Origin of the sequence: Streptomyces sp. Je 1-332, from assembly GCF_040730185.1 — a bacterium.
Classification (GTDB): Bacteria; Actinomycetota; Actinomycetes; order Streptomycetales; family Streptomycetaceae; genus Streptomyces.
Genome location: NZ_CP160402.1, coordinates 7,352,203 through 7,376,737 on the forward strand (window position 1 = coordinate 7,352,203; position 24,535 = coordinate 7,376,737).

Sequence of the window (24,535 nt, forward strand, 5' to 3'; positions counted from 1 at the left end):
GGCGTGACCCGGCGCACCATCGGACCCGGCGGCGTCGAGGTGACCGAGCTGTCCTTCGGCGCCGCCGGCCTCGGCAACCTCTACGCCCCGATCACCGACGAGGATGCCGCCGCGGCGATCGACGCCGCATGGGACGCGGGCATCCGCTACTTCGATACGGCGCCGCACTACGGCATCGGCCTGTCGGAGCGCCGCCTTGGCGAGGCACTGCGGGCCCGGCCCCGCGAGGCGTGCACGCTCTCGACGAAGGCGGGCCGGCTCCTCGGACCGGTGGAGGGTCCCGTGGGCGACGACCTCGCCCACGGCTTCGCCGTGCCCGCCACACACCGCCGTGTCTGGGACTTCAGCGCGGACGGCATCCGCCGCTCCCTGGAGGCGAGCCTCACCCGCCTCGGGCTCGACCGCGTCGACATCGTCTACCTCCACGACCCGGACGACCACGCGGAACAGGCCTTCCGCGAGGGGTACCCGGCCCTGGAGCGGCTGCGCTCCGAAGGCGTCGTCGGCGCGATCGGCGCGGGCATGAACCAGACGGCGATGCTCACCCGCTTCGTCCGTGAGACCGACGTCGACGCCGTGCTGTGCGCGGGCCGCTACACGCTCCTGGACCAGAGCGCCCTGGCCGAGCTGCTCCCTGCCGCGCACGAGCGCGGCACGGCGGTGGTGATCGGCGGCGTCTTCAACTCCGGCCTGCTCGCCGACCCCCGCCCCGGCGCGACGTACGACTACACGACCGCGCCGCAGGATCTGGTGGACCGCGCCCGCCGTCTGCAGACGATCGCGGAGCGGCACGGCACCACACTGCGCGCCGCCGCCCTGGCCTTCCCCCTGGCCCACCCGGCGGTGACTACTGTCCTCGTCGGCGCCCGCTCGCCGTACGAAGTCCGGGACGCGGCTGCGCAGTTCGCGACCGACGTCCCTGAGGACTTCTGGAAGGAAGCCCGGGCCGGAGAGCTACTGCCCGCCCACGTACCCGTCCCCGGAGAGGCCGCCGAGTGAGAATCGCCCTGCACACCAAGGTCCGCGCCGACCGGGTCGCCGAGTACGACGCCGCGCACCGCGAGGTACCCGCCGAACTGGTCGCCGCCATCCGCGCGGCGGGCGCCACCTCCTGGACGATCTGGCGCAGCGGCACCGACCTCTTCCACGTCCTGGAGTGCGAGGACTACGCCCGCCTGCTCGCCGAGCTGGACAAGCTGCCGGTCAACATCGCCTGGCAGGCACGCATGGCCGAGCTGCTCGACGTCGTCCACGACTACTCGGCCGAGGGCGCGGATGCGGGCCTGCCCGTCGTATGGGAGCTGCCGTGACAGCGCGTCTCATCGACGCCCACCACCACGTGTGGGACCTCTCCGTACGCGACCAGGAATGGATCACCGGCGAGGCGCTCGCCCCGATCCGCAGGAACTTCTCACTGGCCGATCTTCTGCCCGAGACCCGCGCGGCCGGTGTCGCGGCGACCGTGCTCGTCCAGACGGTCACCGTCGCCGATGAGACCCCCGAGTTCCTCGCCCTGGCGGCGGGCAGTGATCTGGTGGCGGGTGTGGTCGGATGGACCGATCTCACCCGCCCGGACGCCGGTGACGCGCTCGCGAAGCTGCGTGAACTCCCGGGCGGTCAGCGCCTCGTGGGCATCCGGCATCAAGTGCAGGGCGAGCCCGACCCGCAGTGGCTGCTGCGGCCCGACGTGCGCCGGGGTCTTGCCGCGGTCGGCGCGGCCGGTCTCGCCTACGACCTCGTGGTGCTGCCCAACCAGCTGCCGGCCTGCGTCAAGGCGGCCCAGGAACACCCCGGTGTCACCTTCGTCCTGGACCATCTGGGCAAGCCGCCCGTCGCATCCGGCGCCCTCGAACCCTGGGCCACCGCGATCCGCGCGCTCGCGGCATGCTCGAACACCGTCTGCAAACTCTCCGGCCTGGTGACCGAAGCCGACCCGAAGACCTGGACGGTGGATGACCTGCGACCGTACGCGGACACGGTGCTGGACGCCTTCGGGCCTGACCGGCTGATGTTCGGCTCGGACTGGCCCGTCTGCACTCTGGCGGCCACGTACGCCGAAGTCGTCGACTCGGCTCGCCAGTTGACCGACTCGCTGGGCGACAGCGAACGAGCCGCCGTGTTCGCAGGCACCGCGACCCGCGTCTACGGCCTGTGACTCACCGGGGCGACGACACCCGCGTCGGCGGCAGAAACTCCCGGACGTATGTCCGCTCCCAGTAGGCGCCCGTCTCCCGCAGCTCGCGCCAGGTCGTGAAGCGGTAGCGGTAGAGCCGGGCGCGGATGTACGCGGGAGGCGCGTCCGGCGGGAACGGGACGTGCCGCAGCAGCCGCAGCGTGGCCGGGTCGCCGTCCAGGAGCCGCTCCACCAGCGGGCCGAACCACGAGCGCGCGTAGGCGGGGGAGAGCGCCGCGAACCACATCATCCAGTCGAGCCGCAGATGGTAGGGGGCGAACTGCCGTGGCCGGCGGCGCACATCGCCCGGCTTGCCCTTGAACTCGTACTCCCGCCACTCCGACTCCTGGCGGGGTGTCGTGTCCGCCGTGCCCTCGATGACCACCTCCTGCCGGACGCGGCTGACGCTGCCGAACGCGCCGTACGCGTTGACGAGATGGAGCGGGTCGTAGGAGTAGTTCATGATCTGCCCGCGCGTGAAGAGATTGCGCGCCGGACGGTAACTCAGCCCCAGGATCAGTGCGGTCACCGCGATGACGACCACCTCGTACCAGAGCGGGGGAGCAGGCGAGGTCGTGGACGGCGCTCCCGCACCGCCCAGGTCCACGACGGACACGGCGAGCACGATCGTCAGCCAGTTCAGCCAGGCGAAGTTGCCGGACAGGACGAGCCACAACTGGGTGACGATCATCAGGCAGGCGGCGGCCGTCGCGATCGGCTGCGGCGTGAACAACAGGACGGGCACGACGAGTTGGGTGAAGTGGTTCGCGGCGACCTCCGCCCGGTGGACGGGTTCGGGCAGGTGGTGGAAGAACCGGCTCAGCGGGCCCGGCATCGGCTGTGTCTCGTGGTGGAAGTACAGGCAGGTGAGCTTGCGCCAGCAGGCGTCGCCGCGCATCTTGATCAGCCCGGCCCCGAACTCGACGCGGAACAGCACCCAGCGCAGCAGCAGGAGGATGAGCACCGGGGGCGCCGTCTCGCCATTTCCGAGGAAGACGGCGAGGAAGCCCACCTCCAGGAGCAGCGACTCCCAGCCGAAGCCGTACCAGGTCTGTCCCACGTTCACGATCGAGAGGTACAGGACCCACGGCACGAGCCAGAGCAGCATGCCGCCCCACAGGGGCAGGAGCCCGTCGACGCCCGCGAGCAGCGCGAGGGCGCAGGCGCAGCCGGACCACGCGACGAGGGCGAAGAAGCGGTCCGAGTAGTGCAGCTGGAAGAGGCTCGGCGCTCGACGGAACGGCACACGCTCGACGTAGCGCGGCACGGGCAGCATGCCGTGCTCCCCGATCAGCGCACGGAACTGCAGCGCGGCGCCCAGGAACGCCACGAGATAGAGCGCGGCGAGGCCCCGCTGAAACACGAGGCGCCCGAGCCAGTACTGATCCGCTGTGAACCACTCCACAAGCCCATCTTGCGCCCAACCCGACCGCCCGCCCTCCCCGGCTCGCGCGACTGACGCCGCCTCTGACGCACCAGTCGCCTCCCGCCTCGCGCCCCGCACCAGCCGCCTCGCGCCCCGCACGCCCCAGCCCTCTCCCGCCTTGCGCACCGTCTCCGGCTGGCTCAGAGAATGGGGTGAAAGCGCCCGACAACAGGCGGGAGAGCGCGGTGCGTGTGCCCATCAGGCTCGCCAGGAACCATGCGGCCGTCTTCGCGATATCCGCGGCCATCGCCGTCGCTGGATGCTCCGGCGGTGGCGGCGAGAACGCCGCTGACGGTGGCTCCGAGCTGTTCATGCAGCCGGTCGCCGCTCAGGGTCCCGATCCTTTCACCGACTCCACCGCGACATCCACGGCGAGCCCCTCGCCCGTCACCCGTTCGCCGCAGCCCTCGCCGACGGGAACCTCATCGCCCACGGCCCAGGGCGTGCGCTCCCTCTCGGGCGGTACGCCAGGCCTGTACGGCGGTACGCGCTCCCTCGCCAGCTGCGATGTCGACGCCCAGGTCCGTTTCCTCAGCGCCGACCAGGGCAAGAGCCGCGCCTTCGCCCAGGTCTCGGGCGTCTCGCAGGCCGGCATTCCCGGCTTCCTGCGCGGCCTGACGCCCGTCGTGCTGCGGGCCGACACCCGCGTCACCAACCACGGCTATCGCGACGGCGGCGTCACCAGCTACCAGTCCGTACTGCAGACCGGCACCGCGGTCCTCGTCGACAACCGAGGACTGCCGCGCGTGCGGTGCGCCTGCGGAAACCCGCTGAAGCCGCCGGTCGCGCTCAAGGGCACCCCGAGCCACCAGGGCAAGCAGTGGTCCGGTTACCGCCCGGCGCAGGTCGTGGTGGTGACTCCGGCCCCGAAGATCATCGTGAACATCACCATCGTGAACATCGTCGACAACACCTGGATCGAGCGGAAGATCGGGGACAAGCACGGCCGCCACGACCACACCGTGCCGCCTCCGACACCGACCCCCAGCACGCCTACACCGAGCACGCCGACTCCCAGCACGCCGACTCCCAGCACCCCCACCCCGAGTACGCCGACCCCCAGCACGCCCACCCCGAGCACCCCGTCCCCGAGCGACCCCGACGACAGCGACTCGCCCAGTGACAGCGACTCGCCCAGCGACAGTGACACCCCGAGCGACAGTGACTCGCCCAGCGACAGTGACACTCCGAGTGACAGTGACACCCCGAGTGACAGCGACTCGCCCAGCGAAATGGGCGACACCTCCACGGACTGCCCCACGCTCGCTCCCGGCACGGGCGCGGAGCCGCCCACCGACGTCCCGACGGAGATTCCACCGGGCTGCCCCACGCCCGTGCCGAGCGGCTGAGCGTGCGCGCTCGGGCCCGACAGCGAAGAATCATGAAGTGTCATGACGACCACGTCACTGCCGGACGACTGGCCAGCGCATCCACGGTCGATCCTGGCTCTCAACCACACAGGCTGCTTCGACTGGGACCTCGACAGCGGCCTGATGCATCTCGACGCCGCCGGCCACGAGGTCTTCGACCTGCGGGCCGGTGAGTACGACGGCCACCCGACGAGCCTCGCCGTCCGCGTCCCACCGGTGGAGTCGCACCGCCTCGACGCCTACGTCTCGCACGCCCTCAAGGACGGCAGCCGGACCTACGGCATCTACTTCCGCATCCGGCTGCGCGACGGCGGACTCCGCTGGACCCATACCCAAGGGTTCATCCAGCGTGACGCAACGGGCAGGCCGCGCCGCATCGTGGGCATCGTCCGCGACGCCACCCAGGAACTGGGCGACAGCACGGCCCGGCATCAGCGCGCCGACGAGGAGGAGGACAGGCGCCGCCGTACGAGCATCGTGCAGGGCACCACGGCGGCCCTCGCGCACGCGCGCACCGTCCGTGACGTCATCGACGTACTCAAGGACACCCACGGCCTCGCACACCTGGGCGCGTCGAACCTGGTCATGGGCCTGGTCGAGGCCGGGCGGATCCGGCTGGTCGCGGAAGGGCCCGTGGGCAGCTTCGTGCCGGGCACCAAGTTCACGCGGATCGACGAGCGGTTTCCGATGAGCGACGCCGTGCGCACCCTCTCGCCGCGCTTCATCGAGACGGCGGCCGAGTTCGCGGCCTCGTACCCGGAGCTGTGGCCGCACATAGACGAGCTGGGCATCACATCGGCCGCGTATCTGCCGCTGATCGCGCAGGCCAAGCCGATCGGCGTGCTCGGCCTGCTCTACCAGGACAAGACCGGCTTCACCGAGGAGGAGCGCAACGTCCTCGTCGCGCTCGGCAGCGGCATCGCGCAGAGCCTCCAGCGCGCCATGTTCTACGAGCAGGAGAAGGACCTCGCCCAGGGCCTCCAGCAGGCGATGCTGCCGCGCACCATCCCCGGCGTACCCGGCGCCGACGTCGCGGTCCGCTACCGCTCGGCGGCGCTCGGCCGGGACATCGGCGGCGACTGGTACGACGTGATCCCGCTGCCGGGCGGCCGGGTCGGGGCGGTCATCGGCGACGTCCAGGGCCATGACACCCACGCCGCGGCCGTCATGGGCCAGCTGCGCATCGTGCTGCGCGCCTACGCCGCCGAGGGGCACACGCCCGCCACCGTCATGGCCCGCGCCTCGGGCTTCCTGCACGAGTTGGATACCGAACGCTTCGCCACCTGCCTCTACGCGGAGGCCGACCTGACGTCGGGCGTGGTCCAACTGGTGCGAGCCGGTCACATCGACCCCCTCCTCCAGCAGACCGACGGAAGCTGCCGCAGGGTGCCGGTCGACGGAGGGCTCCCGCTGGGCCTCTCGGCCGAGTTCGGCCGGCTCGAATACCCGGTCACCACCTTCGAACTCGACGCGGGCCAGACCCTGTTGCTCTTCACCGACGGTCTCATCGAGGAGCCGGGCGTCGACCTCGACGACGGTCTGCGGGCCCTGGGCGAACTCGCCTGCTCGGGACCGGGCGACCTCCAGCAACTCGCGGACCGGCTCTGCGAGATCGCGGACGAACGCGGCGGCGAGGACGACGCGGCGCTGCTCCTCCTGCGCCGCCGCCCGGTCGACGCACCCCGCTCCGGCGGCCGCCTCCAGCAGCACGTGGGCCCCGGGGACCCGGAGGCCCTCGCCGAGGCCCGGCACATGATCCGGGCCGCGGTGCGCGCCTGGGGCGCCCGGGACCGCGCCGACGACATCGAGCTGGTGGCGGACGAGGTGATCACCAACGCGCTGATGCACACCGACGGCGCGGCGGTCGTGACCCTACGGGTGGTCAGCGGCACCGACCGGCGGCTGCGCGTGGAGGTCGAGGACTCGTCGAGCGCACTGCCGCGCCGCCGTGAGGCGGGGGAATCGGGAGTGTCGGGCCGGGGGTTGATGCTGGTGGACATGCTCGCGGACGGGTGGGGTGTCGAGTCGCGCGGCGGCGGCAAGAGCGTGTGGTGCGAGTTCATCGTGCCCGCGCGGGAAAGCCAGGGTTAGGAGCGAGTGGATGCCGGAACTCCCCGAGGTCGAGGCGCTGCGCGCCTTCCTCACCGACCACCTCGTCGGCCACGACATCGTCCGGGTGCTGCCCGTGGCGATCAGTGTCCTCAAGACGTACGACCCGCCGCTCGGCGCCCTCGAAGGGCGCACCGTCACGGCTGTCGCGCGCCACGGCAAGTTCCTCGACCTCGACGCCGACGGCCTGCATCTGGTCACCCACCTCGCCCGCGCGGGCTGGCTGCACTGGAAGGACCACCTCCCCGACGGTATGCCGCGCCCCGGCAAGGGCCCCCTCGCCCTGCGCGTCGCCCTGGAGACGGGGGAGGGGTTCGACCTGACGGAGGCGGGCACACAGAAACGCCTCGCGGTGTACGTGACGGAGGCACCGCAGGAGATCCCGGGCATCGCCCGCCTCGGCCCCGATCCGCTGGCCGCGGACTTCGACGAGGACCGTTTCGCCGCTCTCCTGTCGGACGAACGCAGGCAGATCAAGGGGGCGTTGCGGGACCAGACCCTGATCGCGGGCGTCGGGAACGCCTACAGCGACGAGATCCTGCACGCGGCCCGCATGTCCCCGTTCAAGCTCACGTCGAGCCTCACGAAGAAGGAGGTCCATGGGCTGTACGCGGCGCTGCGGACCACGCTGACCGAGGCTGTCGAGCGCTCGCACGGTGTGGCGGCGGGCCGTCTCAAGGCGGAGAAGAGGAGCGGCCTGCGCGTCCACGGCCGTGCCGGCGAACCGTGCCCCGTGTGCGGTGACACCATCCGCGAAGTCTCCTTCAGCGACTCCTCGCTGCAGTACTGCCCCACCTGCCAGACGGGCGGGAAGCCGCTTGCGGACCGGCGGATGTCGCGACTGCTGAAGTAGCCGGAAGCGTAGGGGAGTTCGTGGCGTGCGGGCGGCTCAGGTCCGCCGCAAGGTCAGCAGCCGCCGTCCGTCCGTCGTGCGCACCTCGTAGCGGGCGATGTCGTCGCGGGGCAGCGCCGCGCCGCCCCGGGTGGACAGCTCGGCGGACACCTCGGCCGCGGGCACCTTCCACGTCGTCACCGTCTGCTCGGAGCCGTCGGTGCCGACGGCGACGAGTTCGCAGATGTGGGCGCCCTCCGGGTCGCTGATGCGGAGCCCGATGTCCGTGCCCCAGGCGCGGCCCCGCGCCGTCAGGGTCGCCGAGACGCCCGTGCGGCCGTCGCGGGCGGATATCTGTTCCGGCCCCGGCCCGTCGGCCCGCAGAACCGCCGTCACGGGCGCCGCGAGCGCCAGTGCGACGCTTGCCGCGACCGCGCACAGCCACCGTCTGCGCCCGGCCCTGCGCAGCCGCCCGGTCTCGGCGAGCAGCCGGCCCGCGAGGCCCGGGCTCGGCACGGCCAGCGCTTCGACGTGGGGCGGCGTAAGGCGGTCGTAGGCGGCCAACTGCTGTGCTGTCGGGCCGAGTTCCTGGACCAGGGCCCGGCAGTCGGGGCAGTCCATGAGGTGGTCGTCGAAGCGGAAGGTGTCCGCCGCGTCGAGCACACCGAGCGCGTAGGCGCCGGCGTCGCGATGCCGCTCCAGGGACCTCATGGCGTTCCTTGCGTGACGATTCGGGCAGGGGTGAGTCGAGCGCGGGCGAGCCGAGCAGGGGTGGTTCCTGCCCTCCCGTACGCAGCGGACCGCCGAAACACTCAAGACGCCGGACGCGAACACGCGCGCGGTCCTTCAAACGCCTCGGCCGCGGTGCCGGAGCGCCCTGCCGTGGCGTCAGAACAGATGGATCGCCAGATGTCCGAGCGGCAGCCCCAGGCGCCAGGCCGCCGTCCACACCTTGGGCCCGTCGTCCTCGCCGCACGGTGACCCCCCGCCGGGCACCGCGTCGAGATCGGGCGCGAGCAGTTCCGTCTCCTCCAGCCACCGCCATGCCTGGTCGGCGAGTTCCAGGTCGGGCGCGGGTTCTCCGGAGGTGATCGCGTCCGCCGCGAGTGCGGCCATCCGCTCGCCCACCCAGTCCTGCCACGGCTGGTCGTACGCGGTCAGGGACAGCCAGGTCTCCAGCTGGGTGACGACCCGGATGCCCGACAGCTCGCCCTTCGTGTCGGAAAGGAAAATAGTCAGGGCCAGAGCGTCACGCCCCGCGCGGTATTCGAAAGATGTCGGCGGCATCAAATCGCCGGTGCGCAGTAATTCGTCCGCGATGTACTCGGCGTACAACCACGCCATCGGCACGGCCAGTTCGCCATCACTCGGGCCCTCCGCGTTTCCTCGGCTCTCGTGCAGCATCCCGTCTCGCCTTCCTCCGATCCGTGCGCGTCGCCGGCCTTTGGCCCCCCATCCGGAACACGGATGAGGACAGCCGATTACCCGGAGGGGCACCTGAGCAAGGCGCTTTACGGAGGCTTGACCCGGGCCCCGGTTTCGTCGCAGGTCGGAGCCGGTGTGTTCTTCGTGTCACATGGCCGGATGATTTAAGTCCTTTTCGGGGACTATGACGGCATTGCTGCTTGACTCGACAGTGTGTCCGAATGTGGATTCGTTTCGCCGAATATCCCCCATTCATGGAGCCTGGTCGATGACGCAGCGCACCCCGCAGAGAAAAGCCGTTCTGGCCGCGGTAATGATCGGAGCCACTCTCGCCGCGACGGCGGCCTGCACGGCGAATACGGAGCCCGCACAGGAACGGAAACCACAGCATCCGGGCGAAAGACACCAAGAAGGCGTCCGGGACGGTCATCGGGACGCTCCGCCCCCAGCTCCGTCGGCGGCCGGTGGCGGCCAGGACGCTCAGCGCCCCTTCACGCTCGTCGCCTCGGGGGACGTGCTCCCGCACTCCTCGATCATCGACAGGGCCAGCGCCGACGCGGGCGGCGACGGCTATGACTTCGTGCCGATGCTCAAGGGGGTGGAACCCGTCGTCGCCAAGGCGGACCTGGCGATCTGTCACATGGAGACGATCTACGGCGAGGACGGCGACTACACGGGTTACCCCAGCTTCAAGTCGCCGCCCCACATCGCCCGTGCCCTCAAGGCGACCGGCTACGACTCCTGCTCCACCGCCTCCAACCACACACTCGACGACGGCGAAGCGGGGGTGAGCCGGACGCTGAGCGCGCTCGACAAGGCAGGCGTCAAGCACGCGGGCTCCGGCCGCACGGCCGACGAGGGCAAATCCCCCGCCTGGCTGCGGGCGGGCGGCGCGAAGGTGGCGCAGCTCGCGTACACGTACGGCACGAACGGTTATCCGCCGCCCAAGGACAAGCCCTGGACGGTCAACCTCATGGAGCGCGAGCGGATCATCGCGGACGCGCGCGACGCGCGGAAGGCGGGCGCGGACGTGGTCGTCGTCTCGGTCCACTGGGGCACGGAGTGGCAGGACGAGCCGGACAGCCGCCAGCTGAGCCTCGGCAAACAGCTGACGGGGTCCCGCTCGCAGGGCCGCCCCGACATCGACCTCATCCTGGGCACCCACGCGCACGTCCCGCAGGCGTACGAGAAGGTCAACGGGACGTGGGTCATCTACGGCATGGGCGACCAGATCGCCGGCGACATGATCAACCACGAGGGCGCGAACGACCCGCGCGGCAACCAAGGCACGATCGGCCGCTTCACCTTCGCCCCGCCCGCGAAGTCCGGCGGACGCTGGAAGGTCGACATGGCCGAGTTCATCCCCCAGTGGTTCAACACGGGCACGGGACGCGTGACCAATCTCAACGCGGCGCTGGACGACGGCGAGGACGTCGCCGACATCCGCGACCGGATCCGCCGGATCGTCCTGAGCCGGGGCGCGGGGAAGGACGGCCTGGTGATGGGCAAGTAGCCGGGCTTCGCCGCCCGGCCACTCCGGCCGGGCGGTGCCCGCCGGGTGTGGCCGGCCCGAGGACGGAGCGCGGCCACACCCCGTCAAGCCGTCTCACCCGATACCCCGTCAAGCCGTCTCACCCGACCCGCACCAGCCACCCCCGGCCCGGCTCCACCCGCACCGCCTCGCCCGCGGCGAAACTCCGCTCAGGCTGGAATCCCTCGATCGCGGGCGCGTACGCGGTGACGGGCCCCGAGGCCGCGGTGAGGACGACGTCCACGGGCTCCGGAGACCACGAGGCGAGCGCCGTCACGGTTCCTCCGGGCCCCTCCCACGTGGTGGCGAGGACATCGTCACGCCCGGTACGTACCGCAGGCGCGTCCGTGGCCCACCAGCCCGTCATCTCCGCCTCCGGGAGCCGGAGTCGGTCGAAGGCCCGCCACAGGGGCCGTACGTCCGTCATGGGCGCCCGCGCGGTCATCCCGAAGACGAGACCGCGCCAGGGATTCCCGCCGCCCTCCAGCATCTCGCCCATCAGACCGAACGGAATGCCCGAGATCTCGACGAGCCAGTACGCGGGATCGGCGCCGGCGGACCCGTCCGCGCCGTCGTAGTCGAAGAGCTCCCCCAGCCAGAGCCGGTCGACGTAGGGCAGCAGCTCCGCGTAGAGATTGGCACTGGAGGCGAAACCGTCCGGTTCGCGGTACTGGTTGCAGGAGTGCAGGTCGACCAGGGGCGGCGTCTCACCGGACGCGGAGAGGACCTTCCTGACCCGTTTCATGGTCGTCCGGTCGTACGCCACGTCGTCGAGGTAGAGCCCGTCGACACCGACGACCCGCCGCAGCCGCTCGATACCGCTCACATAGGAGTTGTGCCACCGCGAGTCGCCGGAGGTGACCACCGCGACGTCTCCCACGTCGGGGGCAACCCACCCGGGTACGTAGTCCCGGCCCAGATGTTCCCGCAGCCACGCGTGCCCGCCCCCGGGCCCGGACGCGAAGATCTCGTCGCCCAGCGCGGCGAGCACCGGCAACTCCGGTGTGTGGCGCGTCAGTTCGCGCACCGTGTCGTACACCTTGACCTGGATGCCGAGCCGGTGCGCCTCCTCGGTGTAGGAGCGCAGGGCGTCCGCGCCGAGGAGCGGGTCGTTGATGTACGGGTTGGGGGGCGTGGCGTGGTGCAGATTGGCGACGTTCGCGCCGTACTCGGCGATCTCCGTCGGCGAGGCGTACGCGTGGAAGTAACGCTCGGACAGCTGCCGCGCCGGGTCGATCGGCTTGAACGGCGTCAGGAGCAGCCGGAACTCGAAGCAGCGGCTCTCGCCCGCGCGCAGCGCGAGCGGCCCGCTGAAGGCGCAAAGGTGACGCACCCCCTCGCTCGTCCGCAGCCGCACCCCGCCCGCCCCGTCTCCCGCCCAGGAGTGCGGTGTGCGCAGGGGCTTCTCTCGGTAGTAGTTGGTGTTGAGCGGCCGTGCGTAGTGCTCGTCACGCAGGCTCAGCTGAAGTCCCGCCGCCGGGTCGCCGAGCCAGAACGCGTCCTGGTTGCGGGTGGGCGTGTCCCACTCCCAGTCGTACGCCGCCGGACACGCCCGGCCCGTCAGGCCGAGCCCCATCGCGTACCGCGCGATCTCCTCGCGGACCGGCACGTCCAGCGTCACGTCGAGCTCGGTGTCGGCCGTCGCCTCTACCGTGGCGCGCACGACGAGGAATCCGTCCGCCTCCAACTCGCCCTCGGTGCGCAGGAGTACGTCGTGTCCCGCGGCCCGCGCCGACCAGCGCGCCCGCGCCGGGCCCGGCCGTTCCATGCTGAGCGGCCCGTGTTCCAGGCGGCGGCCGATGTCCAGGGTGACGGGTGCGGCGAGCAGGTCGCGAGGCGGTCCGTCGGCGCGTGTGACGGTCGGCGTGAAGGTGGAGACCAGTCGCCGGGGGAGTCCTTCAGGGCCGAGCTCGACCGTGCGGCCGAGCAGCGTCAGGCGCCGCCCGCCGGCTTCGGCCGCCGCCGTCTCGACCGGAGTGAACGGCGCCACCGGCTCGTCGTCCTGCGCGAGCGTCGAGTCCAGCCACCCGAGGCGCGAAAGCCGCCACGGTTCACCGGCGCCGCCGTCGGTGACGGCGTCCTGGCCGACGGTGAGACGCAGCGGCAGTACGCGCTCCGGGGCACCGGAAGCGCGGACGGCGATCTCCCCTTCGTACAGGCCGGGTTGAGCGTCCTCGGGAATCTGCACGCCGAACCACAGCGCCCCCGCGCACCCTTCGCTGACCGAGACGCGCCGCTCGAAGGCCTGCCCGCGCGCGTCGACGCCGTCCGTGCTGAGGCACCGTACGGCGAAGGGAAGCCCCCGGATCTCGCCGCGTAGGTCCGTCAGCTCCTGGAGCGCGTACACGCCGGCCTGCACCGCGTAGAACTCCCCCCGGTCGGCCGTGACGTCGAGCGGAGCGAAGGGGGTGGCCAGGGCCCAGCGGGCCGGGAGGCGTTCGTAGCGGCCGAGCGGATGGACGCGGTCCTCGCCGAAGAGGAGAAACCGCTCGTCGGCATGAGCCTGTTGGACACGGGAGCGCTCGTCGCCCGTCGCCGCGAAGCCGAGCGGTGCGAAGGAGTCGACCGCGCTCGCCGCCTCGTAGCCGAAGGCCTCGGCGCGCGGCAGCTTCTCCCATCCGAAGGCGTCGTGCAGGCCGCAGCGGTGCACCCAGCCGGGGTCCGCCGTCCGCGTCGGGGGCCGGTAGGCGGCCTGCGGATAGTAGGGCTTGCCCGTGTGCGCGTACGGGAGATAGTGCACGGCGTAGGCTCCGGGGCCGTCCACCGGCTCGAAGGCGATGCGCCCCGTTTCGTCCGTGACCTCCACGGTGACGGTGTTGCGCACGCGTTCCCCGGAGGGCCCGATCACGATGACGTCCACCGCCGTGGGGTCCGGGTCCTGGCGGCGCCACGGCAGTTCGGCCGCCACGGCCGGGGCCGTGCTGTCGGTGGCGGCGGCTCGTACGAGAATGCGGTGGTTGCCGTAGACATCGCTGTCCCAGGAGCCGATCCCGCATGCCAGCTCCGGATGACCGGTCTCACCCATCTGTGCTCCCCCAAGGGCGCTATTTATTAGGTAAGTTTCTCAATCGCTCCGGGTCACACTGGAGATCAACCGATCGCGCTGTCAAGGGGGACGCCTTGAATCGGGGAGACATGAGCGGGGACCCGTCACTGCTGCGCCGCCTGAACGCGGCCGCCGCCCTGCGTGTGCTGCGCGAGCGGGACGCGATGACCGTGCCCGAACTGGCCACGCTCATCGGGGTGTCACGGCCCACGGCCCAGGACCTCACGGCCCAGCTCCTGCGCGAGGGCCGCCTGGTGGAGCTGACGCCGGGCAGCGGCAGCGTGGGCAGGCCGGCCCGCAGGTTCCGCTTCCGGGCCGAGGCGGCCCACGTCCTCGGCGTGGACATCGGCGCGCACAAGATCCTGGTGCACGCCGCGGACCTGCTCGGCCGCACCGTGGCCACCCAGCGCGTCGCCGTCACGCCCGAACTCCCGGCGGCCCGGCGCCTGGACGCCGTCCGCGAGGCGATCGCGGGCTGCCTCGCGCAGCCCGCCGCGGCGCACGTGCGGCCACTGGCGACCGGCGTCGGCACCAGCGGCATGGTGGACGCCGCGGGCCGGGTGGTGGAGAGCGACTCGCTGCCCCAGTGGACGGGCGTCGACCTCACCCGGGAACTCGCCGACCCCGGTCACGGCCCCGTCGTCGTGGGCAACGACATCCAGCTCGCGACCCTCGCCGAGTGCACCGGGGGAGTGTCGGTGGGAGCGGGCGACTGCGTGTACCTCTACGTCGGCAACCGCCTCGGCATCGGCCTGTGGCTCCGCGGCACGCTGCACCGCGGACACAACGGCGCGGCGGGCGAGATGGTCGCCGGGGACGGCTGGGCGCGGTGCTACCAGCGGCTTCTCGACTGGTTCGCGGGGCACGACGGCGCGGACAGGCCGACCCGCGAGAACGCCGCCCGCGCCGTGGTGACCGCCGCCGCGGCGGGCGACGGCGGCGCCAGGTACACCCTGCGTGCGTTCGCCGAGGGCCTCGCCGACAGCCTGGCCCGCCACGTCGCCGTGCTCGACCCGCAGTCCGTCGTGCTCGGCGGCGGCATCTCCCGCGCGGGCGCCCTGCTCAGCGAGCCGTTCGCGGCTCGGCTCGGCGAGCTCTGCCCCTACCGGCCGACCGTCCAAACCTCCGTACTCGGCGAGGAATCCACCGCAATCGGGGCAGCTCGTCTCGCACTGGAGCACATCGACCACGCCGATCGGAAAAGTCCAACTCTCTAGGACCGGCGGGTGGTTGACGGGCGCGAGTCACGCTTCGATGATGTGGCTCTCTTTCGGCAAGTTGGCTTCTTAATCGGCCGGCTCTCGACTGCCGTCTCGGCTGTCGGCTGCCGTTTTACCGTTCCGTCGTGCCGCCAGGCCAGGGAGTACGTGTGACATCCCCAGCAACGCAACGCAGGCCACGAGCCGCGTCGCCGCCACCGTCCGTGTCGGATCCCAAGTCCCCGAACCCGCCGCGCCACCGCCGCGTACCGCTCCGCGTCCGACTGCGGAACAACTGGGTGATGCTCGCCCTCATGGCCCCGGGCCTGCTCTTCTTCCTGTTCTTCTTCTACGTTCCGATGCTCGGCAACGTCATCGCCTTCCAGGACTACCAGCCCTTCATCGGCTTCAAGGACAGCCCGCTGGTCGGCCTCGCCAACTTCCAGGAACTCTTCGCGGACCCGGCGTTCTGGGAAGCGGTCCGCAACACCCTCGCCTTCGCCGCGCTCCAGCTGATCTTCTTCTTCCCCGCGCCGCTCGCCCTCGCCCTGCTCATCAACAGCCTGGTCAGCCCGCGCATCAAGAAGTTCGTACAGAGCGTCGTCTACCTCCCGCACTTCATCTCCTGGGTCCTGGTCGTCGCGCTCTTCCAGCAAGTACTCGGTGGCGCGGGCCTGTTCAGCAACTACCTGCGCGACCACGGCATGTCCGCCCTGGACGTGATGACCGACCCCGGGACCTTCCCCCTCCTCATCACCGGCCAGGTGATCTGGAAGGACATCGGCTGGGGCATGATCATCTATCTGGCGGCGCTCGCCAGCGTCGACCAGAGCCTGTACGAGTCGGCGGCCGTCGACGGCGCCGGACGCTGGCGCCGCATGTGGCACGTCACCCTGCCCGCCGTGCGCGGCGTCACGATCATGCTCCTTGTGCTGCGCCTCGGTGACGTCCTGTCCGTCGGCTTCGAGCAGTTCCTGCTCCAACGCGACGCGGTCGGCGCCCGCGCCTCGGAAGTCCTCGACACGTACATCTACTACCACGGCGTCGTCTACGGCGACTGGGGCGTCGGCGCCGCCGCGGGCCTGGTCAAGGGCGTCGTAGGGGCCCTGATGATCTACGGCGCCAACAAGGTCGCCCACGCCTTCGGAGAGCACGGGGTGTACAGCAAATGAGCAGCTTCGGATTCCCCCTGCGTTCCCCGCGGCCCCGCGGGCAACGGCCCCGCGAGGAGCGGCCCGCCTGGGAAGAGCCGCCGACGAAGATCGGCTCGGCCGCCAAGGCCGTCGTCATCACCGTCATCTGCGCCGTGATGATCCTGCCCTTCCTCACGGTCCTCTCCACGAGCCTCGCCTCCCGCGAGGAGATCACCGAAGCGGGCGGCTTCGTGCTCTTCCCCACGGACCCGACCCTGGAGGCGTACGAGACGATCCTCTCCGGTGGCATCGTCTCCCGAGCCGTCGTCGTCAGCGTCCTGATCACGCTCGTCGGCACGGCACTCTCGCTCCTGACGACGATCGGGCTCGCGTACGGCCTCAGCAAACGCGGCGTCCCCGGCAGCAAGCCGATCCTTTTGCTCGTTCTCTTCACGCTCCTCTTCGTGCCGGGCATGGTGCCCATGTACGTGGTGGTCAAGGAGCTCGGACTCCTCGACTCCTACTGGTCGTTGATCCTCCCGGTCATGATCAACGCCTTCAACCTCGTCGTCCTGCGCGCGTTCTTCATGAACATCCCCGAGGAGCTCTACCAGGCGGCGCGGATCGACGGCGCGGGCGACTGGCGGATCCTGACCCGTATCGTCCTTCCGCTCTCCAAGGGCGTCGTAGCCGTCGTCGGTCTCTTCTACGCGGTGACGTACTGGAACGCGTTCTTCAACGCCATGCTCTACCTCAACGACTCCGGCAAGTGGCCCATCCAGCTGGTCCTGCGCACGTACGTCGTCCAGGGCAAGTCCATCTCGGGCGACCAGCTGGGCGTCAGCCACATGCCGCCGCAGCAGTCGATCTCGATGGCCGTCGTCATGATCGCGCTCATCCCGATCCTGCTGCTCTACCCGTTCCTGCAGAAGTACTTCACCAAGGGCGTGCTCACCGGCGCCATCAAGGGCTGAACTCCCTTTCCCGTTCCCGGAAACTTCTCGCTCCCTGACACCCTTTGCGGAGATTCCCATGACAGGCATGTCCCGACGCACTTTCCTCAGCCTCTCGACCGCGGTCGCGGCGGGCGCGGCGGCCACCTCCCTGACGGGCTGCGGCTCGGGTGCGAAGAAGACGGGCGAGGCGGCGTCGTCGAAGGTGAAGCTGCCTTCGTACGTCCCCTTCACCAAGGTCAAGCCCGATCTGCCGCCGAACGCGAAGGGGTTGTCGGCGGGGTTCCTCTCGTACCCCAAGGACCTGGTGCGCAGCGTCCCGAAGACTCCCGGTGACGGCTCGAAGATCACGATGCTGACGGAGATCTGGACGCAGCCGCCGCTGCCCAAGGACTCCAACGCGTACTGGAAGAAGGTCAACAAGGAGCTCGGCGTCGACCTCACGGCGATCCTGGGCACCGACCCTGGCTACGAGGAGAAATTCTCCGCGACCATCGCGGGCGGCAACTTGCCCGACCTGCTCTGGATACCGCCCAACCAGGGAATCCAGCACATCGCCGAGCTGCTTGAGGCCAAGTGTGCGGACATCACCGAGTACGTCTCCGGGGACGCGGTGAAGGACTATCCGAACCTTGCCGCGATGACTCCCGAGCACTGGAAGACCGCGGTCGTCAACGGCAAGATCTGGGGCGCCCCGAGCCCGTACCCGGCCTTCGGCCAGGTCTACGGCGGCAATCCCAAGGTCTGGGAGAAGGCGGACGGCCTCGCGGCGAGCAGTCCCGATGAGTTCCTCGCCAAGTGCAAGGAGGTCACGGGCGGCAAGGTCTGGGCCCTGGAGCCGATCTACGTCAATGCGGCCAGCGTCATGAGCCAGTGCTTCGGGGCTCCCAACAAGTGGCGGCAGAACAAGGATGGTTCGCTCACCTGGTTCCAGGAGACCGACGAGTACACGGAAGCCCTCAACTTCTTGCTCAAGCTGAAGAAGGCCGGGGTCTTCTACCCCGGCAACCCCAAGATGGCGGACGCGTACACGAAGATGGCGCAGGGGGCGATCGGGGCCTGTGTGTTCGCGAACCCGTTCAACGCGCGGAAGGACTCCCGTGTTCAGGATCCCGAGCAGGCCGCCGAGATCCTGATCCCGTTCGGCGCCGGCGGCAACAAGCCGAAGCACCACTACCACCTCGGCACGATCGGCTACACCGCCATCAAGAAGGGCGACGAGAAGCGCGTACGCATGCTGCTCGGCGTGCTCAACTACCTGGCCGCGCCCTTCGGCACCACCGAGCGGGAGTTCCTCGAATTCGGCACCGAGGGCGAGGACTTCCGCTACGACAAGAACGGCTTCCCGGAGCGTTCCAAGCAGGGCAAGCAGCAGGTCGAGGGTCTCTTCAGCGGACTGACCACGGCGACCACCTCACCGTTCGCGCTCGTCGCGTCGACGTTCCCGGGCACCGACCGTGCCCAGGACGTCAAGGACGTGTACGCCGCCGAGCAGAAGCTCATCGAGACCGCCATCCAGAACCCGGTCGTCGGCCATTACTCGGATGCCTACACCCAGCACTACGGCCGCATGTCGACGGAGGCGACCGACCTCGTCAACGACATCGTCAGCGGCCGTAAGAAGCTGAGCGAGTGGAAGCCCTTCTGGGCCGAGTGGAAGAGCAAGGGCCTGGAGCAGATGGCGCGGGAATTCCAGAAGTCCATCGAGAGCGCAGCCTGAGCGGCCCCCTAGGGAACGCGGTCGGTCTTCGCCAACTCCGACTTCCGATACGAGTAAGCGAAGTAGATGACAAGACCGACCGCGAACCACACCGCGAACCGCGCCCACGTCTGCCACTGCAGGAACGTGATCAGCCAGATGGAGAAGACGACCCCGATGGCGGGCACCACCGGCATCCAGGGACAGCGGAACGAACGCGGCAGGTCGGGCTGCTTGTAGCGCAGCACGATCACCGCGACGCAGACCACGATGAACGCCAACAGGATGCCGATGTTGGTCAGTTCGGCCGCCTCGCCGATCGGCAGGAAACCAGCGATGGCGGCCGAGGCGAACCCGACGATCCACGTCACCCGGGTCGGCACGTGCCGGGTCTTGTGCGTCTTGGCGAACCACTTCGGCAGCAGCCCGTCACGCGACATGCTGAACCAGACGCGCGTGACGCCCAGCATGAAGGTGAACATCACGGTGAGGATGCCGATGATCGCGCCGACGGCGATGACATCGGCGAGACCGCCGAGGCCCACCGACTTGAAAGCGGTGGAGAACCCGCTCTCCGGGTCGATGTCCTTGTAGCCCTGCATGCCCGTGAGGACGAGGCAGGCCAGGACGTACAGGACCATCGAGATCGCGAGCGAGTAGAGGATCGCCTTCGGCATGTGGCGCTGTGCGTCCTTGGACTCCTCGGCGGCGGTGCTCATGGCGTCGTAGCCGAACACGGCGAAGAAGACCGTGGCCGCGCCCGTGAACGCACCGCTGACGCCGAAGGGGAAGAACGGCTCGTAGTTCCCGGTGTTGATGTGGAAGAACCCGACCGCGATCACCACGAGGACGACGATGACCTTGAGGACGACCACGACCATCTCGAAGCGTGCGGCGTTCTTGATGCCGAGCGTCAGCAGATAGGCGATGAGCAGGCACAGCACCGCGGCGAACAGGTCCACCTTGTGGCCGTCGCCCGTGCCCGGCGCGCCCAGCATCCAGGTGGGCAGCGAGGCGCCCATGTCCTCGAGCAGGAAGTTGAAATAGCCGGAGATGCCGATCGCGACCACCGCCACGATCGCCGTGTACTCCAGGAGCAGGTCCCAGCCGATGAACCAGCCCGTGAGCTCGCCGAGCACCACATAGCCGTAGGTGTAAGCCGACCCCGCCTTCGGGATGAGGCCCGCGAACTCGGCGTACGAGAAGGCCGCCGCCGCGCTCGCGATTCCGGCGATGAGGAAGGAGATGAGGACGGCGGGCCCGGCCGTGCCGTTGGCCACCGTCCCGGCGAGGGTGAAGATGCCGGCGCCGATGATGCCGCCGACGCCGATCGCGGTGAGCTGCCAGAGACCGAGCGAGCGGGAGAGCCCGCCCTCCGCTCCGGCCTCTGTCTCGTCGATGTGTTCGATGGGCTTGCGGCGCATGACGCCGTGCCCCATCCGGAGTCCCGCCATGAGCTCCACCTTCTCGCGGACGTCGGTCGGCTGATGGCGGATCATGATGGCGCAGGCGTGAGCATGACGGAAGACGCCACACCCCTCGAAGGTGTGCCGGTTCAGCAGTCTGGCGGCTGTGGGCTACGGAACCGCGGTGACGGACCTACGGAACCACGGTGACCGGCCAGCGGCCCGCCTTGACGAGGCGCACGGCGACCGAACCGACGATCCGGTGGCCCGCCTGCTCGGAGGCGCCGACGACCACGGCGTCCGCCTTGAGGTCGTCGGCCGCGGTGACCAGACCGCTGTACGGGTCGCCGCGGAAAGTGTGGAACTCCCAGCGGACGTCGAATATGTCCTTCACCCGCTCGGCCGCGTCTCTGATCTCGGTGATCAGAGACTCGGCGATCTCGTCGGTCGCCTCGGCCACCGGGGCGCCCAGCGCGGCGCCCGCGGCCATCACCGGCTGGATGTAGACGACGGCGAGCAGGGCACGCTGGCGCCGGGCAAGGCCTCCGGCATATGCCGCGGCCCTGAGCGAGGAGTCCGAGCCATCGACTCCGACGACGATCACCTTCGGGCCGTCGGTGCCGCGTTCGAACTGGTGGGAGTGGTCTTCAGTCACAGCCGAGAGGTTAACGGAGAGCGCCGTTCCCGTTGAGGGCGCCCACGGCCGGGGCGGCACGCACCTGCTCGCCGAGCCGCACGCACCTGCTCGCCGAGCCGCGCGGACCCTCCCGACGTGCGATCCCGCTCCCGCTCGCGGAGCCGCGCGCACCCTCCCGACGTGCGACCCCGCTCCCGCTCGACGGGCGGCACCGGCCGACCCTTCCTAGGGTCGATCCATGAGCACCAGCGTGGAGAGCCCGAGGACCGCGCGACCGCAGGGCGCGAGCGACCGCTTCCTCAGACGGGTGCCGGAAGGGTTCGCCACCTTCTTCGGCGCCCTCGGTCTCTTCTGCGCGATCCTCGCGGTCATCGCCCCGCTGCGCCACCTCCTGCGCCCGGTGGTCCGCGTCCTCGACCTGCTCACGGTCCCGGTCAGCCCCAACCTCGCGTACGCCGTCTTCCTCTTCCTTCTCGCCGCGGCCACAGCGGCCCGCAAGAAGGTCGCATGGTGGCTGGTCATCGTCTATCTGGGGCTGCTCCTCGCCTTCGACGTGCTCGGTATCGCCCTGGGTTTCTGGGCGGACTCGCTCCCCTCGCTGATCGTCTGCGGTGTCGCCTTCGCCCTCCTGGTCCTGGCCCGCAAGGAGTTCTCCGCGGACTCCCGCCGCGGCGCCGTCCGGCGGGCCGTCCTCGTGCTCGTCGCGGGCCTCGCTGTGGCGATCCTGGTCGGCTGGGGGCTCGTCGCGCTCTTCCCGGGTACGTTGCCGCGCGGCGAGGCCCTGCCGTGGGCGGCGAACCGTGTCTGTGGCGGGCTCGTCACCGGCCATGACTTCGGCGGCAGGCCCCCGCGCGCCCTGCACTTCTGGCTCGGCCTCCTCGGCGCCCTCGCCCTCCTGAACGCCGCCGCCACGCTCTTCCGCTCCCAGCGCATGGAAGCCGCCCTGCACGGCGACGAGGAACCCCGCATCCGCGCACTCCTCGGCACATACGGCGCCCAGGACTCCCTCGGCTACTTCGCCACCCGGCGCGACAAGGCCGTCGTCTTCTCGCCCAGCGGCAAGGCCGCCGTCACCTACCGTGTCGAGGCCGGCGTCTGCCTGGCCAGTGGCGACCCGGTGGGCGACCGTGAGGCCTGGCCGCACGCGATCGGCGCCTGGCTGGACGTGGCCCGGCAGTACGCCTGGGCGCCCGCCGTCATGGGCGCCTCCGAGGAGGGCGCCACCGCGTACGCCCGCTCCGGGCTCGGCGCGCTCCAGCTCGGCGACGAGGCGATCCTGCATGTCGCGGGCTTCGATCTGGACGGCCGTGACATGCGCGTCACACGCCAGGCGGTGAACCGCGTCCGCCGCACCGGCGCCACCACCCGCATCCGCCGCCACTCCACCCTCACCGACGAGGAGATGGAGGCGATCGTCGACAAGGCGGACGCCTGGCGGGACACCGAGACCGAGCGCGGCTTCTCCATGGCGCTCGACCGCCTCGGCGACCCCGAGGACGGCGACTGCCTGCTCGTCGAGGCCCTCGACGCCGACGGCCGGCTCATCGCCCTGCTCTCCCTCGTCCCCTGGGGCAAGGACGGCATCTCCCTGGACCTGATGCGCCGCGACCGGGCCACCGCGCCCAACGGCGTCATGGAGTTCATGGTCGCCGAACTCTGCGCGGGCGCGGGCAAGTTCGGGGTGCGCCGCATCTCCCTGAACTTCGCCGTGTTCCGCTCGGTCTTCGAGGAAGGCGCCCGCATCGGAGCAGGACCCGTCCTGCGGCTGTGGCGCAAGCTGCTGCTCTTCTTCTCCAAGTGGTGGCAGCTCGAAGCGCTCTACCGCTCCAACGCGAAGTACCACCCCGAGTGGTACCCGCGCTTCATCTGTTACGGAGACGCGGGCGCCCTCGCCCGGATCAGCCTCGCGTCGGGCATCGCCGAAGGCTTCGTATCCGTGCCCTCGCTGCGCAAGCTCTGGGGCAAGGGCCGACGCTCCAAGGCCGTCACCAAGCCCACCAGTACGGCGGGCCTGCCACCGATCTCCGCCCTCGGCCTCGCGGGCCACGGGGATGCCACGGACGCCGGCCCCTTGGCCGCGCTCTCCGACCAGGTCCGCATCCGCCACCGCAAGCTCGACGGGCTGCGCGCCGACGGCGTCGACCCCTACCCCGTGGGCATCCCGCCGCGCACCCACACCCTCGCCGACGTGACACCCGCCCTGGCGGGGGAGGAGGTCACGGTCGCGGGACGCGTCATGCTCGTACGCGACTTCGGCGGGGTCGTCTTCGCCGTCCTGCGCGACTGGTCGGGCGACCGCCAACTCGCCCTGACCCGCGACCGGTCGGGGGCCGGCGTCCTGAAGAGCTTCGCCTCGGGAACCGACATCGGCGACCACATCACCGCCACCGGCACGGTCGGCGCCAGCGACAAGGGCGAGCTCACCGTCTTCGTCACCGGCTGGCAGCTCACCGGCAAGTGCCTGCGCCCGCTGCCCGACAAGCGCCGCGGCCTCGCCGACCCCGAGGCCAAGGTCCGCCGCCGCTACCTCGACCTGGTCGCGAGCCCCGGCACCCGCGACGTCGTCCGGGCCCGCTCCACCGCCGTACAGGCCCTGCGCCAGGGGCTTTTGGACCGCGGCTACCTGGAGGTCGAGACCCCGATGCTCCAGCAGATCCACGGCGGCGCCAACGCCCGCCCCTTCACCACCCACATCAACGCCTACGACCTCGACCTCTATCTGCGCATCGCACCCGAGCTGTATCTGAAGCGGCTCTGCGTCGGTGGCATGGAGAAGGTCTTCGAGATGGGCCGCACCTTCCGCAACGAAGGCGTCTCGTACAAGCACAACCCCGAGTTCACGATGCTGGAGGCCTACCAGGCGTTCGCCGACTACGACGTCATGCTCGACCTCACCCGCGAGCTCATCCAGGGCGCCGCCACCGCCGCCTTCGGCTCACCCGTCGCCCGCAAGGCGGACGCGGACGGGCGGCTCACCGAGCACGACATCTCCGGCCCCTGGCCGGTCAAGACCGTCTACGGCGCGATCTCCGAAGCCCTCGGCGACGAGGTCGACGCGGACACCCCGCTCCCGCGGCTGCACCAGCTCTGCGACCGCGCGCACGTCCCGTACAAGCCCGACGACGGCCGCGGAGACGTCGTCCTGGAGATGTACGAGCGGCTTGTCGAGGAGAAGACACAGCTGCCCACCTTCTACAAGGACTTCCCGACCGACGTCTCCCCGCTGACCCGGCAGCACCGCACCGATCCACGCCTGGCCGAACGCTGGGACCTGGTCGCCTTCGGGACCGAACTGGGCACGGCCTACTCGGAGTTGACCGACCCCGTCGAGCAGCGGCGCCGCCTCACCGCGCAGTCGCTGCTCGCCGCCGGGGGAGACCCGGAGGCGATGGAGCTGGACGAGGACTTCCTCGACGCCCTGGAGTACGCGATGCCGCCCACCGGCGGGCTCGGCATCGGCGTCGACCGGCTCGTCATGTTCCTCACCGGCCTGACCATCCGCGAGACGCTGCCCTTCCCGCTCGTCCGCCGCCGCTGATTCCCTCCCGTCCATCCCCTCCCGTCGCTCCTCGGTTCTGCTGGTCCCATCGGGTGCT

18 protein-coding genes are annotated in these 24,535 nt (G+C 70.5%); 12 read left to right on the forward strand and 6 right to left on the reverse strand.

The window, feature by feature from the left end; genetic code table 11:
* The first annotated feature begins 3 nt into the window (after positions 1 to 3).
* From ABXJ52_RS33040 to ABXJ52_RS33050, 3 genes are read left to right on the forward strand one after another with little or no spacing between them, the layout of a single operon-like run.
* Positions 4 to 999: an aldo/keto reductase gene (locus ABXJ52_RS33040; protein ID WP_367047155.1), complete on the forward strand. Its 996-nt coding sequence runs from the start codon at positions 4 to 6 to the stop codon at positions 997 to 999.
* Positions 996 to 1,310, forward strand: coding sequence for an L-rhamnose mutarotase (locus tag ABXJ52_RS33045; RefSeq protein WP_367047157.1), 315 nt, complete (start codon positions 996 to 998; stop codon positions 1,308 to 1,310). The genes ABXJ52_RS33040 and ABXJ52_RS33045 overlap by 4 nt, the downstream gene beginning before the upstream one ends.
* The gene (locus ABXJ52_RS33050; protein WP_367047160.1) at positions 1,295 to 2,155 is read left to right on the forward strand and encodes an amidohydrolase family protein; all 861 of its coding nucleotides are present in this window, start codon (positions 1,295 to 1,297) and stop codon (positions 2,153 to 2,155) included. The genes ABXJ52_RS33045 and ABXJ52_RS33050 overlap by 16 nt, the downstream gene beginning before the upstream one ends.
* Before the next feature lies 1 nt (position 2,156).
* Here ABXJ52_RS33050 and ABXJ52_RS33055 read toward each other — a convergent pair whose 3' ends face one another.
* On the reverse strand, positions 2,157 to 3,578 hold the full coding sequence (locus ABXJ52_RS33055; protein ID WP_367047163.1) for a lipase maturation factor family protein: 1,422 nt from the start codon (positions 3,576 to 3,578) through the stop codon (positions 2,157 to 2,159).
* Positions 3,579 to 3,784: 206 nt separating this feature from the next.
* Here ABXJ52_RS33055 and ABXJ52_RS33060 point away from each other — a divergent pair, with 206 nt between their 5' ends.
* Genes ABXJ52_RS33060 through ABXJ52_RS33070 form a run of 3 tightly spaced genes read left to right on the forward strand, consistent with a single transcriptional unit; the run spans position 3,785 to position 7,931 of the window.
* Positions 3,785 to 4,948 (forward strand): DUF6777 domain-containing protein, encoded by a 1,164-nt coding sequence (locus ABXJ52_RS33060; protein ID WP_367047165.1) that lies wholly within the window; start codon positions 3,785 to 3,787, stop codon positions 4,946 to 4,948.
* 42 nt (positions 4,949 to 4,990) lie between these two features.
* Positions 4,991 to 7,060, forward strand: a complete 2,070-nt coding sequence (locus ABXJ52_RS33065; RefSeq protein WP_367047168.1) for a SpoIIE family protein phosphatase — start codon at positions 4,991 to 4,993, stop codon at positions 7,058 to 7,060.
* A 10-nt stretch (positions 7,061 to 7,070) separates the two neighbouring features.
* A complete protein-coding gene (locus tag ABXJ52_RS33070; RefSeq protein WP_367047170.1) occupies positions 7,071 to 7,931 on the forward strand; it encodes a DNA-formamidopyrimidine glycosylase family protein in 861 nt (286 codons plus the stop codon).
* Positions 7,932 to 7,967: 36 nt separating this feature from the next.
* On the opposite strand, the gene ABXJ52_RS33075 is transcribed toward ABXJ52_RS33070, so the two are convergent.
* Both ABXJ52_RS33075 and ABXJ52_RS33080 read right to left on the reverse strand, forming a co-directional pair.
* On the reverse strand, positions 7,968 to 8,621 hold the full coding sequence (locus ABXJ52_RS33075; protein WP_367047173.1) for a zf-HC2 domain-containing protein: 654 nt from the start codon (positions 8,619 to 8,621) through the stop codon (positions 7,968 to 7,970).
* A gap of 177 nt (positions 8,622 to 8,798) precedes the next feature.
* Positions 8,799 to 9,314: a hypothetical protein gene (locus ABXJ52_RS33080; RefSeq protein ID WP_367047175.1), complete on the reverse strand. Its 516-nt coding sequence runs from the start codon at positions 9,312 to 9,314 to the stop codon at positions 8,799 to 8,801.
* A 289-nt stretch (positions 9,315 to 9,603) separates the two neighbouring features.
* On the opposite strand from ABXJ52_RS33080, the gene ABXJ52_RS33085 reads away from it, so the two are divergent.
* On the forward strand, positions 9,604 to 10,848 hold the full coding sequence (locus tag ABXJ52_RS33085) for a CapA family protein (RefSeq protein WP_367047177.1): 1,245 nt from the start codon (positions 9,604 to 9,606) through the stop codon (positions 10,846 to 10,848).
* A 118-nt stretch (positions 10,849 to 10,966) separates the two neighbouring features.
* Here ABXJ52_RS33085 and ABXJ52_RS33090 read toward each other — a convergent pair whose 3' ends face one another.
* The gene (locus ABXJ52_RS33090; RefSeq protein ID WP_367047179.1) at positions 10,967 to 13,891 is read right to left on the reverse strand and encodes a glycoside hydrolase domain-containing protein; all 2,925 of its coding nucleotides are present in this window, start codon (positions 13,889 to 13,891) and stop codon (positions 10,967 to 10,969) included.
* 110 nt (positions 13,892 to 14,001) lie between these two features.
* Between ABXJ52_RS33090 and ABXJ52_RS33095 the strand changes: the two genes are divergently transcribed.
* The 4 genes from ABXJ52_RS33095 to ABXJ52_RS33110 all read left to right on the forward strand — a co-directional run bounded on the left by ABXJ52_RS33095 (position 14,002) and on the right by ABXJ52_RS33110 (position 18,917).
* Positions 14,002 to 15,129, forward strand: a complete 1,128-nt coding sequence (locus ABXJ52_RS33095) for an ROK family protein (protein ID WP_367047181.1) — start codon at positions 14,002 to 14,004, stop codon at positions 15,127 to 15,129.
* 206 nt (positions 15,130 to 15,335) lie between these two features.
* Entirely contained in the window at positions 15,336 to 16,283 is a 948-nt protein-coding gene (locus ABXJ52_RS33100; RefSeq protein WP_367049445.1) for an ABC transporter permease subunit, read from the forward strand.
* Positions 16,280 to 17,218, forward strand: coding sequence for a carbohydrate ABC transporter permease (locus ABXJ52_RS33105; RefSeq protein WP_367047182.1), 939 nt, complete (start codon positions 16,280 to 16,282; stop codon positions 17,216 to 17,218). The genes ABXJ52_RS33100 and ABXJ52_RS33105 overlap by 4 nt, the downstream gene beginning before the upstream one ends.
* A 67-nt stretch (positions 17,219 to 17,285) precedes the next feature.
* The gene (locus ABXJ52_RS33110) at positions 17,286 to 18,917 is read left to right on the forward strand and encodes an extracellular solute-binding protein (RefSeq protein ID WP_367047184.1); all 1,632 of its coding nucleotides are present in this window, start codon (positions 17,286 to 17,288) and stop codon (positions 18,915 to 18,917) included.
* A gap of 8 nt (positions 18,918 to 18,925) precedes the next feature.
* Here ABXJ52_RS33110 and ABXJ52_RS33115 read toward each other — a convergent pair whose 3' ends face one another.
* Together ABXJ52_RS33115 and ABXJ52_RS33120 are read right to left on the reverse strand one after the other, a co-directional pair.
* Positions 18,926 to 20,350, reverse strand: coding sequence for an amino acid permease (locus ABXJ52_RS33115; protein WP_367049446.1), 1,425 nt, complete (start codon positions 20,348 to 20,350; stop codon positions 18,926 to 18,928).
* 145 nt (positions 20,351 to 20,495) lie between these two features.
* Complete coding sequence (locus ABXJ52_RS33120; protein WP_367047186.1) at positions 20,496 to 20,957, reverse strand: universal stress protein; 462 nt, start codon at positions 20,955 to 20,957, stop codon at positions 20,496 to 20,498.
* Between the two features lie 220 nt (positions 20,958 to 21,177).
* Here ABXJ52_RS33120 and lysX point away from each other — a divergent pair, with 220 nt between their 5' ends.
* Positions 21,178 to 24,477: a bifunctional lysylphosphatidylglycerol synthetase/lysine--tRNA ligase LysX gene (lysX, locus tag ABXJ52_RS33125; RefSeq protein WP_367047188.1), complete on the forward strand. Its 3,300-nt coding sequence runs from the start codon at positions 21,178 to 21,180 to the stop codon at positions 24,475 to 24,477.
* Positions 24,478 to 24,535: the final 58 nt, after the last annotated feature.

Excerpts from the sequence above, each read along its gene's own strand:
- lysX (WP_367047188.1), top strand. The coding sequence starts at position 21,178 with ATGAGCACCAGCGTGGAGAGCCCGAGGACCGCGCGACCGCAGGGCGCG.
- ABXJ52_RS33070 (WP_367047170.1), top strand. The coding sequence starts at position 7,071 with ATGCCGGAACTCCCCGAGGTCGAGGCGCTGCGCGCCTTCCTCACCGAC.
- ABXJ52_RS33105 (WP_367047182.1), top strand. The coding sequence starts at position 16,280 with ATGAGCAGCTTCGGATTCCCCCTGCGTTCCCCGCGGCCCCGCGGGCAA.
- ABXJ52_RS33050 (WP_367047160.1), top strand. The coding sequence starts at position 1,295 with ATGGGAGCTGCCGTGACAGCGCGTCTCATCGACGCCCACCACCACGTG.
- ABXJ52_RS33090 (WP_367047179.1), bottom strand. The coding sequence starts at position 13,891 with ATGGGTGAGACCGGTCATCCGGAGCTGGCATGCGGGATCGGCTCCTGG.
- ABXJ52_RS33085 (WP_367047177.1), top strand. The coding sequence starts at position 9,604 with ATGACGCAGCGCACCCCGCAGAGAAAAGCCGTTCTGGCCGCGGTAATG.
- ABXJ52_RS33095 (WP_367047181.1), top strand. The coding sequence starts at position 14,002 with ATGAGCGGGGACCCGTCACTGCTGCGCCGCCTGAACGCGGCCGCCGCC.
- ABXJ52_RS33115 (WP_367049446.1), bottom strand. The coding sequence starts at position 20,350 with ATGGCGGGACTCCGGATGGGGCACGGCGTCATGCGCCGCAAGCCCATC.
- ABXJ52_RS33075 (WP_367047173.1), bottom strand. The coding sequence starts at position 8,621 with ATGAGGTCCCTGGAGCGGCATCGCGACGCCGGCGCCTACGCGCTCGGT.
- ABXJ52_RS33110 (WP_367047184.1), top strand. The coding sequence starts at position 17,286 with ATGTCCCGACGCACTTTCCTCAGCCTCTCGACCGCGGTCGCGGCGGGC.
- ABXJ52_RS33065 (WP_367047168.1), top strand. The coding sequence starts at position 4,991 with ATGACGACCACGTCACTGCCGGACGACTGGCCAGCGCATCCACGGTCG.
- ABXJ52_RS33080 (WP_367047175.1), bottom strand. The coding sequence starts at position 9,314 with ATGCTGCACGAGAGCCGAGGAAACGCGGAGGGCCCGAGTGATGGCGAA.